General features: G+C 73.8%; 10 protein-coding genes. 6 read left to right on the top strand and 4 right to left on the bottom strand.

What is annotated here, in order from left to right; all coding sequences use genetic code 11:
* Positions 1-333: 333 nt before the first annotated feature.
* Positions 334-1,449, top strand: coding sequence for a Gfo/Idh/MocA family protein (locus ACZ5DC_RS24610; RefSeq protein WP_468655991.1), 1,116 nt, complete (start codon positions 334-336; stop codon positions 1,447-1,449).
* Positions 1,450-1,633: 184 nt separating this feature from the next.
* Positions 1,634-4,612, top strand: coding sequence for a helix-turn-helix transcriptional regulator (locus ACZ5DC_RS24605; RefSeq protein ID WP_468655989.1), 2,979 nt, complete (start codon positions 1,634-1,636; stop codon positions 4,610-4,612).
* A gap of 276 nt (positions 4,613-4,888) precedes the next feature.
* Here ACZ5DC_RS24605 and ku read toward each other — a convergent pair whose 3' ends face one another.
* Together ku and ACZ5DC_RS24595 are read right to left on the bottom strand one after the other, a co-directional pair.
* Positions 4,889-5,809, bottom strand: coding sequence for a non-homologous end joining protein Ku (ku, locus tag ACZ5DC_RS24600; protein WP_468655987.1), 921 nt, complete (start codon positions 5,807-5,809; stop codon positions 4,889-4,891).
* Positions 5,810-6,007: 198 nt separating this feature from the next.
* The gene (locus tag ACZ5DC_RS24595; RefSeq protein ID WP_468655985.1) at positions 6,008-7,210 is read right to left on the bottom strand and encodes a hypothetical protein; all 1,203 of its coding nucleotides are present in this window, start codon (positions 7,208-7,210) and stop codon (positions 6,008-6,010) included.
* 188 nt (positions 7,211-7,398) lie between these two features.
* On the opposite strand from ACZ5DC_RS24595, the gene ACZ5DC_RS24590 reads away from it, so the two are divergent.
* Both ACZ5DC_RS24590 and ACZ5DC_RS24585 read left to right on the top strand, forming a co-directional pair.
* Positions 7,399-8,004, top strand: a complete 606-nt coding sequence (locus ACZ5DC_RS24590; protein ID WP_468655983.1) for an MFS transporter — start codon at positions 7,399-7,401, stop codon at positions 8,002-8,004.
* Between the two features lie 635 nt (positions 8,005-8,639).
* The gene (locus ACZ5DC_RS24585) at positions 8,640-10,073 is read left to right on the top strand and encodes a gluzincin family metallopeptidase (RefSeq protein ID WP_468655981.1); all 1,434 of its coding nucleotides are present in this window, start codon (positions 8,640-8,642) and stop codon (positions 10,071-10,073) included.
* 12 nt (positions 10,074-10,085) lie between these two features.
* Here ACZ5DC_RS24585 and ACZ5DC_RS24580 read toward each other — a convergent pair whose 3' ends face one another.
* Positions 10,086-10,859, bottom strand: coding sequence for an HAD family hydrolase (locus ACZ5DC_RS24580; RefSeq protein WP_468655979.1), 774 nt, complete (start codon positions 10,857-10,859; stop codon positions 10,086-10,088).
* A gap of 700 nt (positions 10,860-11,559) precedes the next feature.
* Between ACZ5DC_RS24580 and ACZ5DC_RS24575 the strand changes: the two genes are divergently transcribed.
* Positions 11,560-12,807 carry a hypothetical protein gene (locus tag ACZ5DC_RS24575; RefSeq protein ID WP_468655977.1) on the top strand — a complete coding sequence of 416 codons (1,248 nt, stop codon included), beginning with the start codon at positions 11,560-11,562 and terminating at the stop codon, positions 12,805-12,807.
* Between the two features lie 384 nt (positions 12,808-13,191).
* Here the strand turns inward: ACZ5DC_RS24575 and ACZ5DC_RS24570 are convergent, their stop codons facing one another.
* Positions 13,192-14,265 carry a LacI family DNA-binding transcriptional regulator gene (locus ACZ5DC_RS24570; protein ID WP_468655975.1) on the bottom strand — a complete coding sequence of 358 codons (1,074 nt, stop codon included), beginning with the start codon at positions 14,263-14,265 and terminating at the stop codon, positions 13,192-13,194.
* A 264-nt stretch (positions 14,266-14,529) separates the two neighbouring features.
* Here ACZ5DC_RS24570 and ACZ5DC_RS24565 point away from each other — a divergent pair, with 264 nt between their 5' ends.
* A complete protein-coding gene (locus tag ACZ5DC_RS24565) occupies positions 14,530-15,729 on the top strand; it encodes an ABC transporter ATP-binding protein (RefSeq protein ID WP_468655973.1) in 1,200 nt (399 codons plus the stop codon).
* Position 15,730 lies beyond the last annotated feature (1 nt).

Genomic DNA, 15,730 nt, shown 5'->3' with positions numbered 1-15,730 from the left:
CGTCCACGGACTCCGCCCGAAGCGAGTCGCGCACACGGGCCGTCCCGGCGGCCCGTTCCCGTGCGCGTCCGCCCGGTGACGCCCGCCGTTCCCTGTGGCCGGTCCTCCGGCCGGGTCCCGTCGGGGCTCGGCCGGCCCCTCGCCGTACGCCGGTCCCGCTCGGGGCCCGTGACGGTGCGGCGCGCGGGACCGGCGGGGGCCCGGGGTACGTGACCCGGCCGCCGCCGGGCGGAGCACCCGGCCGACCGCAAAAACCGGGAGTGCCGACCCACCGCGCTCCCGCTCCCCCACCACCCGGCCTGCGTTGTGGCCCCGACTGGATGAGAGGTTCCCTTGCTGACGTTCGGAGTGATCGGCTGCGGGTCGATCGGCGGTTTCCTGGCCCGGCTGCTGACCCGTGAGGACGAGGAACTGGCCGGCCGGGCACGGCTGGCCGCGGTCGCAGGCCGGGATCCGGCGCGTGCCGGGGCGCTGGCGGCCGACGTGGGGTGCCCGGCGACCGGCGTGGCGGAACTGCTGGCCCGGCGGGACGTGGACGCCGTACTCGTGTGCACGCCGAGCGGCACCCACGCGGGGCTGGCCGAGGCGGCACTGCGTGCCGGCAAGCACGTACTGGTGGAGAAGCCCGTCGATGTGACGCCGCAGGCCGCCGACCACCTGATCACCGTGGCCCGGCAGACGGGACGGACGCTCGGCGTGGTGTCCCAGCACCGCTTCGACCCCGCCGCCCGGCTGGCCCGTACGGCGATCGAGTCCGGGCGGCTGGGCCGGGTCACCTCCGTCATGACGGAGCTGTCCTGGTGGCGCGGTCCGCGGTACTACGCCTCCGGCACCTGGCGCGGCACCCCGGACCTGGACGGCGGCGGAGCGTTGATGAACCAGGCGATCCACGCGGTGGACCTGGTGCAGTGGCTGGCCGGACCGGTGGTGGAGGTGGCCGCGCACACCGCGCGGCTGGCCCACCCCGGCATCGAGGTGGAGGACCTGGCGACGGCCAGTCTGCGGTTCGCGAACGGCGCGCTGGGCACCTTGCTCGCCACCACGGCCGCCTACCCGGGGCGTACCGCCCGGACCGCGGTGAACGGGGACCGGGGTTCCGTCGTCATCGACGACGACGAACTCGCCTACCTGCACCTCGCCCGGGAAGGCGAGGACGCGCCCGCGTACGGGGCGTTCGGCGCCGCCGACCAGTCCGCCGAGTACGCCGCGTCGCTGGTGCGGGACCGCACCCGGGACAGCGGCGGCCTGCTGTACCAGCCGCACCGGGACCAGCTCCTGGACTTCTGCGACGCGGTGCGCGAGGGGCGCCCTCCGCTGGTGGACGGCGTGGCCGGACGGCAGGCGGTGGCCGTGGTGGCGGCGGTCTACGCGTCCGCCAGGACCGGCCGCCCGCAGCGTGTGGACGCCGGAGGGCTCGCGGAACAGGCGGGAGTCCGACAGGACCTGTGAAGCCCGCCCTTCGCCGGCCGGCCCTCCCGTTCTTTGACGGAAGTCAAAAAGATCACAAAATACCGAGCGTGATCGGGTGCCTCACCCGGCCTGACCTACACTCGATCATCGACGGACGGGGGGCCACTCGTCGCGCCGGAAAGCAAGGACCGGGCGGCGCCGTGCATGTGAACAGGGCGGTGCCATGCGCAGGGATGACTGCGACTTATGTTCCACGCCGTTCGGTGACCTCCTCCGGGAGGCCGGACCGCGCAGTGGCGTCCTTGTTCTGCAAGGGGGTCCAGGGACTGGAAAAACGTTTTTTCTGGACGAGATGAAAAGGCGTGCCCGGGCATCCGGTTCGTTGTGCCTGTACGCCACCGGATTCCGCGAGGAACACGACATACCCTTTTCGGTCGTCGAACAGTTCCTGCACGTTCCGGGAATTCCCGAGAGCATACGGTCGGCCGTGCGGCAGCTCGTCAAGGGCGCGGCGCCCGCCACACCGTCCGGCTCCGCCACCGCACACCTCTTACGCGACCTCGTCTCCGCTCTGGTCGCGGCGGCCAGGAACGGCGGAATCCTCGTCCTCGTCGACGACGCCCAGTACACGGACCCGGCCTCACAGGCCTGTCTGCTCTATCTCGCCCGCCGCGCCCAGTCCCACGACATCACCTTCGTGGTGGCCTATCCGCACGTCCTCCGCGAAGGCATCCGCGCCCACCTGGAGTTCGTCGGAATCCCCGGCGCCCGCCTCATCGAGGCCGCCGGCCTGCGGGAGCAGGAGGTCCGGGAGCTGCTGGAGAACGGGCTCGGCGCCGAAGCGGCCGCCCGGCTCGCCGCACCGGTCCACCGGATCAGCGGCGGCAACCCGGCCCTGGCCACCGCGCTCGTCCGCGACCTGCTCCTGGCCGGAACCCCCGCTCCCGAGGCGTCCGTCCCCGGCGACGCCTTCCGGACCGCCTACCTCGCCTGCCTGGTCCGCCACCCGAACCTCGCGCAGACCGTCCAGGCCCTCGCCGTGCTGGATGACGCCGCGACTCCCGCACGAGTCGCCCACCTGCTGGAGTGCACCACCAAGGAGGCCGGGCAGCACATCGCGGAACTCGAACGCGCGGGTCTGCTGGGGGACGACGGCTTCCGGCATCCGGCCGTCCCCGGTGCCGTCCTCGGCATGCTCGACGCGGAACTGCCGGGCCTGCACCGGCGGGCCGCCGAGCTGCTGTTCACGGAGGGCGCACCGGCGCTCGCCGTCGCCCGGCACCTGGTGGCCGCGGACGAACCGCCCGCCCCGTCCCGGGCGCGGGTGCTGCGGCACGCCTCGCAGCAGCTCGTCCGGGCCGGGAGGGCGGACGAGGCGCTCGCCTGCCTCCGCCTGGCCGACCGGGCCGGGCTCGACGAAGGAGAGCGCAGCAAGGTCACGGCCGCGCTGGTCGACGCGCTGTGCCGCGTCAATCCCCTGGCGGCGGAGCCGGAGGTGCGCCGGCTGCTGGCCGCGGCGCGCGCCGGGCAGGCCGACTGCCCCGCGCTGCGGCTCCTCGTCATCTGGTTCCTCTGGTTCGGCTGCCACGACCAGGCACGGGAGGTGATGGCCCTGCTGGTCGCGACCTGCGAGCCGTCCCACGCACACGACGGTGCGCAGGGCTTCCACGCGCTGATCGGCTGCCTGTGGCCGGAGTTGCTCGACGACACGGCGGTGCGTCTCTACTTGTGCACCGCCCGGGACGTCACCGCACCCGCCCGGTACGGCGCGACGGCGTTGCCTCCGTTGCCCGCCGCGTCCGCCGGCTCCGCCCGCCGACGGCTACCGACGCCCTTGACCGGCGTCGACGGAGCTGACAACGATGCCGCGGGGCGGCACCCCACGCCGGGGGTCATGGACTCCGAGCGGTTCTGGGAACTGGATCTCGCGACCGTACTGGAGCTGATGCAGAAAGGCGAGACGGCACTCGCCGGCCGGCTCTGCGAGGAGCAGTGGCACCGCCTCTCCGGGCAGGAACCGCCGGCCCGGCGGGCGTTCCAGGCCGGTCTGCGCGCCCACATCCGGTGGAACCTGGGAGACCTGCGCACGGCCGCGGCCTGTGCCGCCTCCGCCCTGGACCTGCTGCCGGACCACAGCTGGGGCGTCGCGGTCGGCATGCCCCTGTCGGTCCTGATCGCCGCGCACACCCTCATGGGCGATCCGGGACAGGCGGCCCGGTACCTGGAGCGTCCGGTCCCCGACGAGATGTGGGACTCGTCCTTCGGCCCGCTGTACCGGATCGCCCGCGGATGCTATCTGCTGGAGACGGGCCGCCCGCGCGCGGCGCTGAACGAGTTCCTCGCGTGCCCCGCGTCCGGCGAGGCCCTCCAGGCGAACGCGCTCGGCCCTCTGGGCCGGCGCGCCTATGCCGCGGAGGCCTACCTGGCCCTCGGCGAGCCTGAGCGGGCCCGGCGGATGGCCGTCGCGGAACTCATGCAGGGCCACCGGCCGGTCGACGCCCGCGGCCGGGCCCTGCTGGTCCTGGCCGCTGTCGACGGGCCGGAGCGGCGCAGGCATCACCTGGAGGAGGCGGAGCGCGTCCTGCGCGCGGCGGGCAGCAGGCTCTCGCTCGCCCGTGCCCTCGCCCACCTCAGCCAGGCGGACCTGGCGGACGGTCATACCCGTACCGCGCGGGCACGCTGGAGGGAGGCGCTGAGCCTGGCCACCGAATGCGGCGCGCCTCACCTGTTACGCCACCTCGCGACCCCGCACGACGAGCCCTCCCCCTCGGCCGAGCCCTTCCCGGCGGAGCACGGCCGCCCGGCGCCAGCCGGTGTCCCGCCGACGGTCACCGTCGCCGTCGGCGGTCTGACGGAGGCCGAGTGGCGGGTGGCCTCGCTGGCCGCGTCAGGCAGGTCGAACCGGCAGATCGCCACCCAGCTGTACATCACGGTGAGCACCGTGGAGCAGCACCTGACCCGCGTGTACCGCAAGCTCTCCGTACGCCGCCGGTCTGACCTGGCCGACCTGCTGGGGCTCCAGCCGCAGGCAGGGGAACCGGCCCGTTCCGCTCCCCACCCGGCCCGCCCCGAGCACGGCTCCACGCCCGGCGTGCCGGCGCCGCCGACCGGCACGCAGCCCTCCCGCGAGGACGACCGACGGGCCAGGGGCACCCGGCGTACACGAACCGCGCACACGACGGCGTCCCGCGCGGGACCGTGACCGGCCGTTCGGACAGACGGTGCCTCGCCCGGCCCGGCCCGCACGAGGCGCTCCGGAACGTTTTCCGACGGCGCCGGGGCGGCGGCTGGGCGAACCGTGTCCGACTGGTGGAACACGGGCAGCGGCTGACAGGGCGGCTCCATACACTCGCCGGCCGCCCGGAAGACGCCAGGACCGCGTCGGCGCCCCCTCCGGCCGCCGCCGCACGCACCAGGCCCCGCTGGCCCGGCTCGATGGCGCGGTTCCGCGTAGCCGGCCCGGTCCGCACGACGGAGCCTAGGCACTGCGGGGCCGGCGGCCCGCTGCCTTCTTCGCGGCCGGCTTCTTCGCCGGGGTCTTCTTGGCCGGCTCTTTCTTCGCGGCGGCCTTCTTCGGCTGCGGCAGCTCGTGCACCTCGGCCGGACCGGCCTGTTCCCCTCGGGATGCCTTCGCCTTCGACACCGATTCCTGCAACGCGGCCATCAGGTCCAGCACCGCGGCCGGCTCTTCCGGCTCGGGCGCCTCCGGCAGCGGCCTGGACTCCCGTTTCGCCTCGATGAGCTGCGCGACGGCCTCGGTGTAGCGGTCCTGGAACTCGGGGCCTTCCAGTTCGTCCACCGTCATGGTGTCCATGAGCGCCAGTGCGCCCTCGATCTCCGCCTCGGACACCTCGGTCGGCGGCGGGAGCAGCTCGGTGGGGTCGCGGATCTCGTCGGGCCAGCGCATGGCGTGCAGCACCAGGACGTGGTCGCGCACCCGCAGCAGGCCCAGTCTCTCGCGGCCCGACCAGGCGTACTTGACGACGGCCACCTTCGACGACCGTGACAGGGCCTTGACCAGGAGCTTGTAGGGCTTGGCCGCGACCTGGCCGGCGGGCTGGAGGTAGTAGCCGTCGGCGATGCGGATCGGGTCGACCGACTCCAGGGGGACGAACGCGTCGATCTCGATCGCCCTGGCGGTCGGCAGGGGCAGGTTGCCGAGGTCCTCGTCGGTGATCGGGATGACCTGCGTCCTGGTCAGCTCGTATCCCTTGCCGATCTCGTCCTGGGAGACCTCGCGGTCCTCCAGCTCGCACACCTTGCGGTAGCGGACCCGTCCCTGGTCGGGCAGGTGGTACTGGTGGAAGTGGATGCTGTGGTCCTCGGTGGCGCTGACCACCTGGATCGGCACCGTGACCAGGCCGAAGGAGATCGCGCCGGACCAGATCGCTCGGGGCATGACACACCTTTCCCGCTCACCCCGAGCACCTTCAGCCTAGGGACATCACCGGCGGCCCGCATGTGTCCGCGCGGCCGCGCACCGCCCGCGGGGACGCGTGGACGGAGCGGGCCGGTGCACGGCACGCCGTGCGGGAACCGGACCCCGGGCCGCTGTTGTGTCGGCGGTACCCTCGCGCGGCCCGGTGTCCGGCGGATCTCAGGCGGACGGCACCAGGGAGAAGACGACCCGCTTGCCGGTGGTGGTGTTCTGCCGCTCGTTGAGCCCCCACAGGCGCCCGGACGACGGGGCGTAGGAGAGGTTCTGGGTCAGCGGCGGGGCGTGGGTGAGGACGTGGGGCGCGGCGCCCGGCAGGGCCCGGTGGATGCAGTACGGCACGTCGGAGTCGGTGGTGCCCGCCGTCTCGGGGCACTCGCCGCTGGAGTAGTAGTAGGTGCCGTCCATGGCGGCTCCCTGCACCTTCCAGATCGGCACGGTGTAGGCACCGGTCGCCGTGACCGTCCCGGTGTAGTCGTTGGCGGTGTCGGTGTCCGGGAGCGCCGTGCTCGCGTTCAGCGGCCAGCCGATCAGCGGTCCGCCGCCCTGGGTGGCGATCTGCGAGGTGACCAGGGCGTCCGGTGAGGACGTCCGGTCCAGGCTGAGCGACGTCAGGCACGGCCGTGTGGCGTCGCAGGGGTCACCCGTGTTGCCGCTGAAGTGGACGCCGACCATGGGCAGCGCCCAGTTGTGGTAGCGGGCCGAGGACGTGCCGTTGCCCAGGATGCCGACCTGGTCGGTGGAGGTGTCGCTCATCTTCCACAGGTGCCGCAGGTCGTAGACCTGTATCTGGTGCCCGGTGGCGACGAAGAGCTTGTTGCCGTACCAGGTGACACCGTCCGCATGGCCGCTCAGCACGTCCATCCCGGACCGGTCGCCGGCCCCGCCCACCGGGCGGAACGTGGAGCCGCTGCCGGTGGAGTACGGGTCGACCAGCAGCACGTGCTGGTAGGTGACCGACGTGCCGGTCGACTCCGCGATGGTGATCCGGGCGTAGTCGTTGTCGGTGTAGTGCCAGGAGGCGATGTAGAGGTAGTGGCCATTCCAGGTGCCGCTCGGCTGGGCGTCGTGCGAACCGGTCAGTCCCTGGGGCGTCCAGACGGCGGAGGTGTCGTCGGCCTGGTCCCAGCAGAAGCCGTCGTACTTCAGTGAGCCGTCGAGGTCGGTGTTGTGGCACAGTGCCGCCCGTCCGGCGTGACCGCCGTCGGCGAGCACCTGGTCGGGCGAGGTGCGCACCGAGACGCTCCCCGATGCCTCGATCTGCCGGATCGCGGCGCCGCGGTTCGTGAAGTCCCCCGCCCGCATGGTGAACCCGTTGGGGTCGATCGGGGCCAGCGCGGAGGCGGCTGCCGCCGGATGAGCCACGGACAGGGTGACCGCCGAGATCGGTCTCCGACGCGCTGCGCGAGGGGGCGTCGTGAGGCGGCTGGAGGGCGAGGTCACGCCGAGGCGGTGCGGGGGACGCGTCATACCACTGCGTCGAAGGCGGCCGCGGTCCTCCTTCAGCTCGTTCCGCCCCCGGCGAAAGGCCCGCGTGCAGGTGCTTGAATCCGGTGCCGGCAACCGGCCGTGACGTGGTCCGTGCCGCCACGGAGGCGCCCCAGGAGGGACGTGCGGTCGGGCGCTCCCCTGTGTTCCGGCTGCCCCAGGGAGTCCTGGCCGCGGCGGTCGCCGGTGTCGTGCCGCACGTCGCGTTCTTCGGCCGGGACTGTGCCGTCTGCGTCGCCTTCGGCCACGAGCACCCCGAGTGCGCCGTTGTGCCGAGGGCGGTCGAGTGGGGGGTCGCCTCGTACGTGCAGACGTGGGGGTTGGTGGTCGCGTGCGTCGTCGCCCTGCTCGCGTCGCTGCGGCGCGGCAAGGGTCCCCTGCCTGCCTGGTGCCCGAGCGAGACCGGTCGGCGGAAGTGGCGGGCGCTCGGGGCCGTGAGCGTGGACGGCACGGTGCTGTCGGTCGCGCTGCCGACACTCGGCGGCTCCCTGGACGCCTCGCAGCCGGCGCTGGAGTGGTGCTCCTCCGGCTGCCTGCTGATGCCGGCCGCCGCCGTACCGCCGGCCGGGCTCATCGGCGACCGCTACGGCCGCGAGAAGCCGCTGCTCCTCTCGCTGGCCCTGTTCGGCGCCGGCTCGGTGAGTACGCCCCCGGGGCGGCGGTGTTCCTGATCGCCAGGCTCATCATGGCCGGGGCCGGGGCCGGGGCCGGAGTCGCCGTCACGGTGCTGTCCGCCCCGAGGCGGCGTGGACCACGCGGGCGCCCGCTCCGTCGGGGGCGGCCCGCGGGAAGCGCTCCTCAGCCGGCAGAAGCCGCGGCAGCCACCGGGGCCCGGGCGGCGCGGTCGCGTGGACCGGCAGCCGGTGCCGCTCGGCGGGACACAGTGCCCCGGCAGCGGCGTGACGTAGGCGACGTCCTGCGCGGACCGGCGGTCGCCCGGCCCGGCCCGGGGTGGGCGATCCGCTCGGCCCGGCGGTGGGCCGGCGCCGGCCGGGCGAGCGCGCTTCCGCCGTGGTGCCGGGGAGTCAGGGCCATCGGTCACCCGGTGGCGGTACGCGGCTCACGCCGGCGGCGTCACTCGTCCGGCCGCCATGTCCTTCACCCCGTCCTGTGACAGCGCGGGCCCTCCAGAGGGCGGGGACAACCGCCTGTCGCGCCGGCCGGGCCCACCGGACCGGGGGATCCACCCGCCTTGTTCGAATTGACGCCGGGCCGCCGCGGCCTCGTACTGAACACGACGGGCTCCTGGCACAGGTGCCCCCGTCATTTCCATCATCTGCAGCCTCCCCCCTCTCAGGGAGCCACCATGACGGTGCAGCAACAGACAGCCACGAGCCCGACGGTCCTGGTGTACGAGGACGACCCCGGATTCCCTCCCCGGGTCAACATGCCCGTACCGCATCCCGTTCCCCAGCTCGACACGCAGCCGTTCCCGACGGCCATCGCGGACGCCGCGCCCCAGCCGGACGGTGCCGGGCCGGGCACCGAGGCGTTCCGCTACTGGGTGGCGGCCGATGCCCTCAGCAGGGCCGCACAGACCTGGGGTCCGCTCGTTCCCACCGGAACCCAGTGGCACCCGACGGTCGGCCGCGCCCTCACCGCGCACCTCGACGCGGGGGTCGACCTCAACGCCTACTACGACCGCAAGGGCCTGTGGTTCTTCCGCAGCACGGTGGCAGGGGTCACCGTCGCCGCCTGCGAGAGCCCCGAGGTCGTCTCGCACGAGACGGGACACGCGATCCTCGACGCCCTGCGCCCCCAGTTGTTCAACACGGCGAGCGCGGAGACGGCCGCCCTGCACGAAGCCTTCGGCGACATCAGCGCACTGCTGACCTCGCTCCGGCTCGAACAGCTGCGGATCGCCGTGCTGGCCGAGACACAGAGTGACCTGGAGCTGTCCTCCCGGGTGTCCAGGATGGCCGAGCAGCTGGGCGCCGCGATCCGGCAGGGCCACCCCAACGCGGTGGACCCGGACTGCCTGCGGAACATGTCGAACAGCTTCTTCTACCGCGACCCGGTGCACCTGCCGCCCAGCGGGCCCGCGAACACGCTGTGCAGCGAGCCGCACTCGTTCTCCCGGGTGTTCAGCGGCGCCTTCCTGAAGGTCGTCGCCGGGATCTTCCGCCAGCAGGACCTCCAGGACCAGGCCGGTCTGGCCAGGGCGGCCGAGATCGCGGGACAGCTGCTGGTGGACGCCGTCGTGGCCGCGCCCGTGGTGTCCGCGTACTACGCGCAGGTCGCGGGTCACATGATCGCCGCGGACCAGCGCCGCAACGGCGGCAGCTACGGCCCGGCCCTGCGTTCGGCGTTCACCCGGCACGGCATCCTCTCCCTGGAGGCCGCCACGGCCATCACCGAGTCGGAGGTGGCCCGGCGGGGCGCCGGCATGGCGGAGGCGACACCGGGCGGCAACGAGGAGGAGGGGCTGACGGCCGTCACGGTGCACGGGGCGACGTACGGCATCACCCAGCCCCTCACCCTGTCCGCCCCGGCGCAGGAACGACGTTTCGGCATCGCCGGCTCCGACCCCGCGGGCGGCTCGCTACGGCCCGCCGACCCCGAGCAGGTCGCCACGTCGTACCTCGAGGACCTCTTCCGGCGGGGCCGCGTCCACGTGCCCGAGGAGCACCGGACCGCCGAGGCGTTCGTCGACGACAGCCCCTCCCGGCTGAAGACCCACGAGGTCACCCGGAGCACGGCCGGCGAGGGTCTCGCCCTGGTCCGGCGATGCTTCGACTGAGCACCCGCCGGGTCAGCGGAAGCGCAGACGGCGGACGGTGAGCCGCCCGTCGTCCTCGCTCCGGACGACGTGCGTCGTACGCGGCGTCGGCTCCTCGCCCTCGTACACCGCCTCGCCCCGGGCCAGCAGATCGCTGATGAACTTATCGGAGGCCCGGCGCTCGGCGTCGTCCGTCGGTCCGCCGTCCACGGGTTCTCGCGGGTCCACCGGGAAACCGGCGCGTTCGAGCGCTTCGGCGCCCCGCGTGGTCACCATCGCGAGCACGAGACGGCCGGAGACGCCGTGCACGACGACGGCCTCCGTGCCGTCCACGGCCGCCGTCAGCCCGGGCAGGTCCCGGCCGTCCGGCAGCTCGATCCACGCCCGGCGCACCGGACGGTCCTCCGTGGCGGCGCGCGCGAACACCGGGTCGGCCGCCGTGCGCATCCCCGCCTCGCGGGCGAGCGCGCGCTCCCGGGCGTCCTCGCCCACGAAGACGCAGTCGCCGGCCGCGGCCTCCCCCGCGCCGGCGACCGCCCGGTCGAAGATCGCGCGCCCGTCCTTCGCCCCCCAGTGCACCAGCGCCTCGTCCGTGAACCGGCCGGGGAACGCCTCCCGCAGCGCGGCCGCGGCACGTGCCGCGGCACCGGCGCCCGGCCCGGGGTCGGAGATGATGCCGGTGCGTAGGTCGCTGAGGGCGTCGAGGACGGCCATGACGCGCGGTCGGGGACGCAGTGTCAGGGAGCCGCCGGGTTCCACACGGGCGTCCGCCAGGGTCGCCCCGACGTCGAAGAAGATCACAGGCATGTGCAGTGCCTCCCCACGACGGCCGCTCCCGAGTCGGGCCCACCCGGGTGAGACGCCCCGGTGCTGTACCCGGGGCGTTCGGCCGTCCGGCCCGTTCCCGATCGGGCCGCGATGCCTGCGCGCACGGCGGCCGTCCTGGGAAGCGGAGGCCGCCGTCAGCTCCCGGCGGGTCCGGCGCGCCGCGACGTCCTTGTCGGTGAGCCGGCTCCGCGACCTGGCGCTCGCGCCGCGTCGGCCCCGGCACCCCGGCCGCGTCGTCCAGTACGCGGGCCATCGCCTCGTCCACGGTGGCGCGCGCACCCCGGCGGAACTCCCGGTCGAGCCCGGCGGCGGGCAGCGCCTCCCGCACCGCGGCCTCGAAGCGCGCGTGCTGTGCGCGCAGGGAACGGGGCCGAGCCGAGCCGCCTGCCACCAGTCCTGGAACGGACGCGGCCATCTCAAGGACGCGTGCGGCGGCGCCGGCACGGCTGAAGGGCCGCATCCGCACGGGAGTTGAGCAGTTCTCCCGTTCCCCCCGCGCCCGCGTCCGCCTTGGACTCGACGACCCGGTGTCGGACGATCTCGTGAGGTGTGCGTTGTCGGCAGGTGCGGCGGCGGGGCGGGGGCGGGCCGGGGAGCTGGGAGAGCGGGTGTGGACCTATCAGGGAACGTTTCCGCGGGCGCCCCTGACTCTGCTGGTCCCGCTGGTCATCTCGTCATCGTGTTGTGCACCCTCGTCGGTGACCACTACGACCAGGAGTCGTCCTTCCGCCTCGCGTTCTGGGCGGTGTCCGGGGCGGGCGCGGTGTGCGTCGCCCTCTGCGTCCGGCACAGCCGGATCCGGAGCCGCGAGTACGAGCACGGCTTCGAGCTGCGCCGCCCCGGGCGCCGCACGCTGCGGTACACGTGGCGGGAGATCGCGTCCGTCGGGTCGACCCGGGTGTCCGTCCACATCAACCTGGGGCACTCGCACGACGTGCTCAAGACCGTGATCCGTCCGTACGCGGGCGGCCGGATCCGCATCAGGGGCCTGGACTACGTCAAGGTCCGCGAGGAGTCGGGCTTCTGGCGGCTGTTCCGGACGGCGACCCCCGACACCGGTGAACGGTTCGTCACGACCGCTACGCGAGCCGTCGCCGAGGCCCTCGCGCAGCGTCATCTGGACGAGGTCGGCGCGGGCGGCGCGTTCACCTGGGGTGCCTTGACCTTCACCGGCGAAGGGCTGACGCTCGACCCCTTCCCCGGGGTGGTGCCCTGGTCCCGGATCGCCCTAGCCTCCGCAAGCCCGGGCAGCGGCGTCCGGCTCGACGTACGGGGGCTGGCCGAGCGCGTCGGCAGCCCGGCCCTTCCGGCCCGCGCGACGAAGGCGGGCTACCGTACCGAGGGGGACCGGCTGGAGGTGTTCATGCCCACCCTCGCCCCGCATCGGACTACCTTGCGCTGCGCATCCTCCTCGCCGGCGCACCCGCCCTGCGCGGTGAGCGACAGGAGGAACGCGAGAGATGACGGACGTGGGACGCGGTGGCGTGCCGGGCGGAGGACTCCCGTGAGGCAACCGGGCGGTCCCGCCCGATGGGCGGCGGTGGTGGAATCGGTTCTCGCGAGGGCCGCCGCCGCTGCGCACACCGTGACCCCGGAAACGACCGGGCTCGGTGGCTGGTCCGTCGACGCGGAGGGGCGGTGCGGGCGGGTCCCTGTGTGGGTCACCCTGTACGGTCACCCCGCCGCCCCCACGGCCGAAGTACGCGTCGACGACCGGCTCTTCGCTCCCGTTCGCTTCGATCAGGCCGAGGAGCTCTTGTCGAAGGCCCTGTCCGGTGACGCCAGGCTCCGACGCGGCATGGCCGGGCTCGGCCCCTGGCGCCTGGAGGTCGTCGTCGGCGAAGGAGTCGTCACCAGCGACGACCGGGAAGCCGACGGCAGGCCGGAGAGCGAGTGGGAACGGAGGCCGCTCCACAAGCCGCGCTGACTTCGGCGGAGGCGGCAGGTGGCTCCCCCGGTTCGGCGCGCGCGGGCCGGATGCCCTGCCCGCGCGGGAGTCGGCACGTGAGGTGGTCGCAGCCCGGTCGGCGAAGGGGTTGTCGGGCCGTCGGCGCGGACAAGGGAGTACGCCCGGCGAGGCGGTGGGCAGCGCGGACAAGGGAGTACGCCCCGCGAGGCGGTGGGCGGCACGGACAAGGAAGTACGCCCCGCGACGCGGTGGGCAGCCCGGACGCCGAGGAGCAGCCGCCCGCGCCCCGGCACCAGCGCGCCCGGGAGCGTCGTCGTCCCGGCGCCGTGAGGGTCCGGACAGGCGAGGCGGCGGCGCCGGCCTGCCGGTGGCCCGGCGCCGTACGCGGGGCGCGGTCCGGGATCAGGAGCTGCCCGTCGGCGCCCGCAGGCGTCGTGTCCGGGCGGGTACCGGGCCGGTCGACTCACGGGCGATGTACGTCGTGTTCAGGGTGTGCCGGCGGGGGCGGGCGGCGGCTCCGTTGATGCGGCGGATCAGGATGTCCGCGGCCAGGCCGCCCAATTCCTGCACGGGCTGGCTGACCACGCTCAGCCGCGGCCGGATGAGCGTGGTCCATTCCGCGTCGTCGAAACCGATCACCGAGACGTCGTCGGGGATGCGGGCGTCGAGGTCGAGCAGGGCGTCGAGGGTGCCGAGCGTCGCCACGTTGTCGGTGGTGAACAGGGCGGTGGGGCGGTCCGGGGAGGTCATCAAGTCCAGTACGGCCGACCGCGCCCAGGCACGCTCGTACCCGGTGTGCCGGATCAGCTCCGCGGAACGCGGGATGCCGGCCGCCCGCAGGGCCTGGCGGTAGCCGGCGACGCGTTCCGTGGTGGTCCAGATGTCCGCGCCCGGCGCCAGACGGGTGCCGTCGTCGCCCGGCATGGCCGAGGTGATCACCGCGATGCGGGTGTGTCCCGCCTCGGTGAACCGGGTGACCGCCGCCTTCACCGCCCCCCGGTTGTCGACGACCACCGTGTCCAGCGCGGCCCCGGTCACCACGCGGTCGAGCAGCACCACCGGGATGCCGGCGGAGACGGCCCGGGCGAGGTGCGCGTCGTCGGTGGCGGCCGGCGCCACCACGAGACCGTCCACGCGCCGCTCGATGAACAGCTGGACCGCGGCCTTCTCCTTCTCGCTGTCCTCGTCGCTGTTGGCGAGGATCGCCTGGAGTCCCGCCTTGGCCGCGACGTCGGCGATGCCGCGCACGGCCCGGGCGAAGTAGGCGTTCTCCACGTCGGCGACGACCACTCCGAGGGTGTGGGTCCGGCCGCTGATCATGCTGCGGGCCACGGCGTTGGTGCTGTAGCCCAGCTCGGCGGCGGCGGCGAGCACCCGCTCCCGGGTGGCCGCGCTCGCCGATCCGTACCCGCCGAGGACGCGTGCGGCCGTCGCCTGTCCCACACCGGCGTGCCGGGCGACGTCGGGGATGGTCACGCGACGCCTCGGCTGTGCTCCAGGGGGCATGTGCGGATCTCTTCGTGTCGGCCCGGCGAACGCCGGGGAACGGGACGGTGGGATTCAGCGCCATTCAACCATTGACGCGGGCCCGCGGGGCGTGGGTAAGGTACGACCGCGTTGGTAACGTTATCAATTCTGCCCGGTCAGAACGCATCCTCCTGCCGTCTCCCGGACGGCCGTCCCCGCGCCCTGCCCGACGGCCGCCCGCTCTCCCCTATCCGAACCCCGGAGGTCTCCGCGATGGCAACCGACACCCTTTCGCCGCCGCCGGTCGGCGCAGATCCGGCCATCACCCTCGTCGACGTGGTCAAGGACTTCGGCGGCGTCCGCGGCGGAGCGGCGGTACGCCGGGTGAACCTCACCATCGCCGAAGGGGAGTTCTTCTCCCTGCTGGGACCGTCCGGCTGCGGGAAGACCACCACCTTGCGGATGATCGCCGGATTCGAGGAGCCGAGCGGCGGGCAGATCCTGCTGCACGGGCGGAACATGGTCGGCGTACCGGCCAACAAGCGGGACATCAACATGGTGTTCCAGTCCTACGCGCTCTTCCCGCACCTGAGCGTCGCCGACAACGTGGCGTTCGGGCTGCGCCGCCGCCGTGTCCCCAAGGGCGAGATCCACGACCGGGTCGACCGCATCCTGCGCACCGTGGAACTCGCCGAGAAGGCCGACCACCGGCCCCGGCAGCTCTCCGGCGGCCAGCAGCAGCGCGTGGCCCTGGCCAGGGCCCTGGTCAACCGCCCGCGCGCCCTGCTCCTCGACGAACCACTGGGCGCGCTCGACCTGAAGCTGCGGCAGTCCATGCAGCTGGAGCTCAAGCGCATCCAGCGCGAGGTGGGCATCACCTTCGTCTACGTCACGCACGACCAGGCCGAGGCGCTGACCATGTCGGACCGGATCGCGGTGATGAACGGCGGCCTGATCGAGCAGGTCGCCTCCCCGCAGGAGGTCTACGAGCGCCCCGCCACCGCGTTCGTCGCCGGCTTCATCGGCACCTCGAACCTGATCAGCGGCCGTCTGACCACCGCCGGACCGGAGGGCGGGGTGATCGACCTCGGCGGCGGACAGCGCATCACCGTCCCGCCGTCCGCCGCCGCGCCCACCGCCGGATCGGACGTCCAGCTCACGGTGAGGCCCGAGAAGATCACCCTGACCACCGGCCCGGCCGGAGACGCGAGCCGGGTCCGCGGCACCGTCAGCGAGGTGGTCTACCTGGGCACCTCCACCAGTTACACCGTGGCCACGAGCACCGGCGCGGAGATGACCGTCTTCCAGCCCAACGACGGCACCGCCTCCGTCGTGCCCGCCCGCGGCGACACCGTCTGGCTGTGCTGGGCCACCGCCCACTCCTACCCGCTCGGCAGCACGCCCGCCGCCCCGGCCGCCTCAGGCGCCGCCGGCCGTGCGGTCCCCGACTCCGGTTCCCTCACCCCGAGCTGAC

This window comes from Streptomyces sp. NPDC031445 (genome assembly GCF_055581365.1).
Note: the sequence above shows the minus strand (reverse complement) of the source record. Positions and strands in the feature narration are given on the sequence as shown.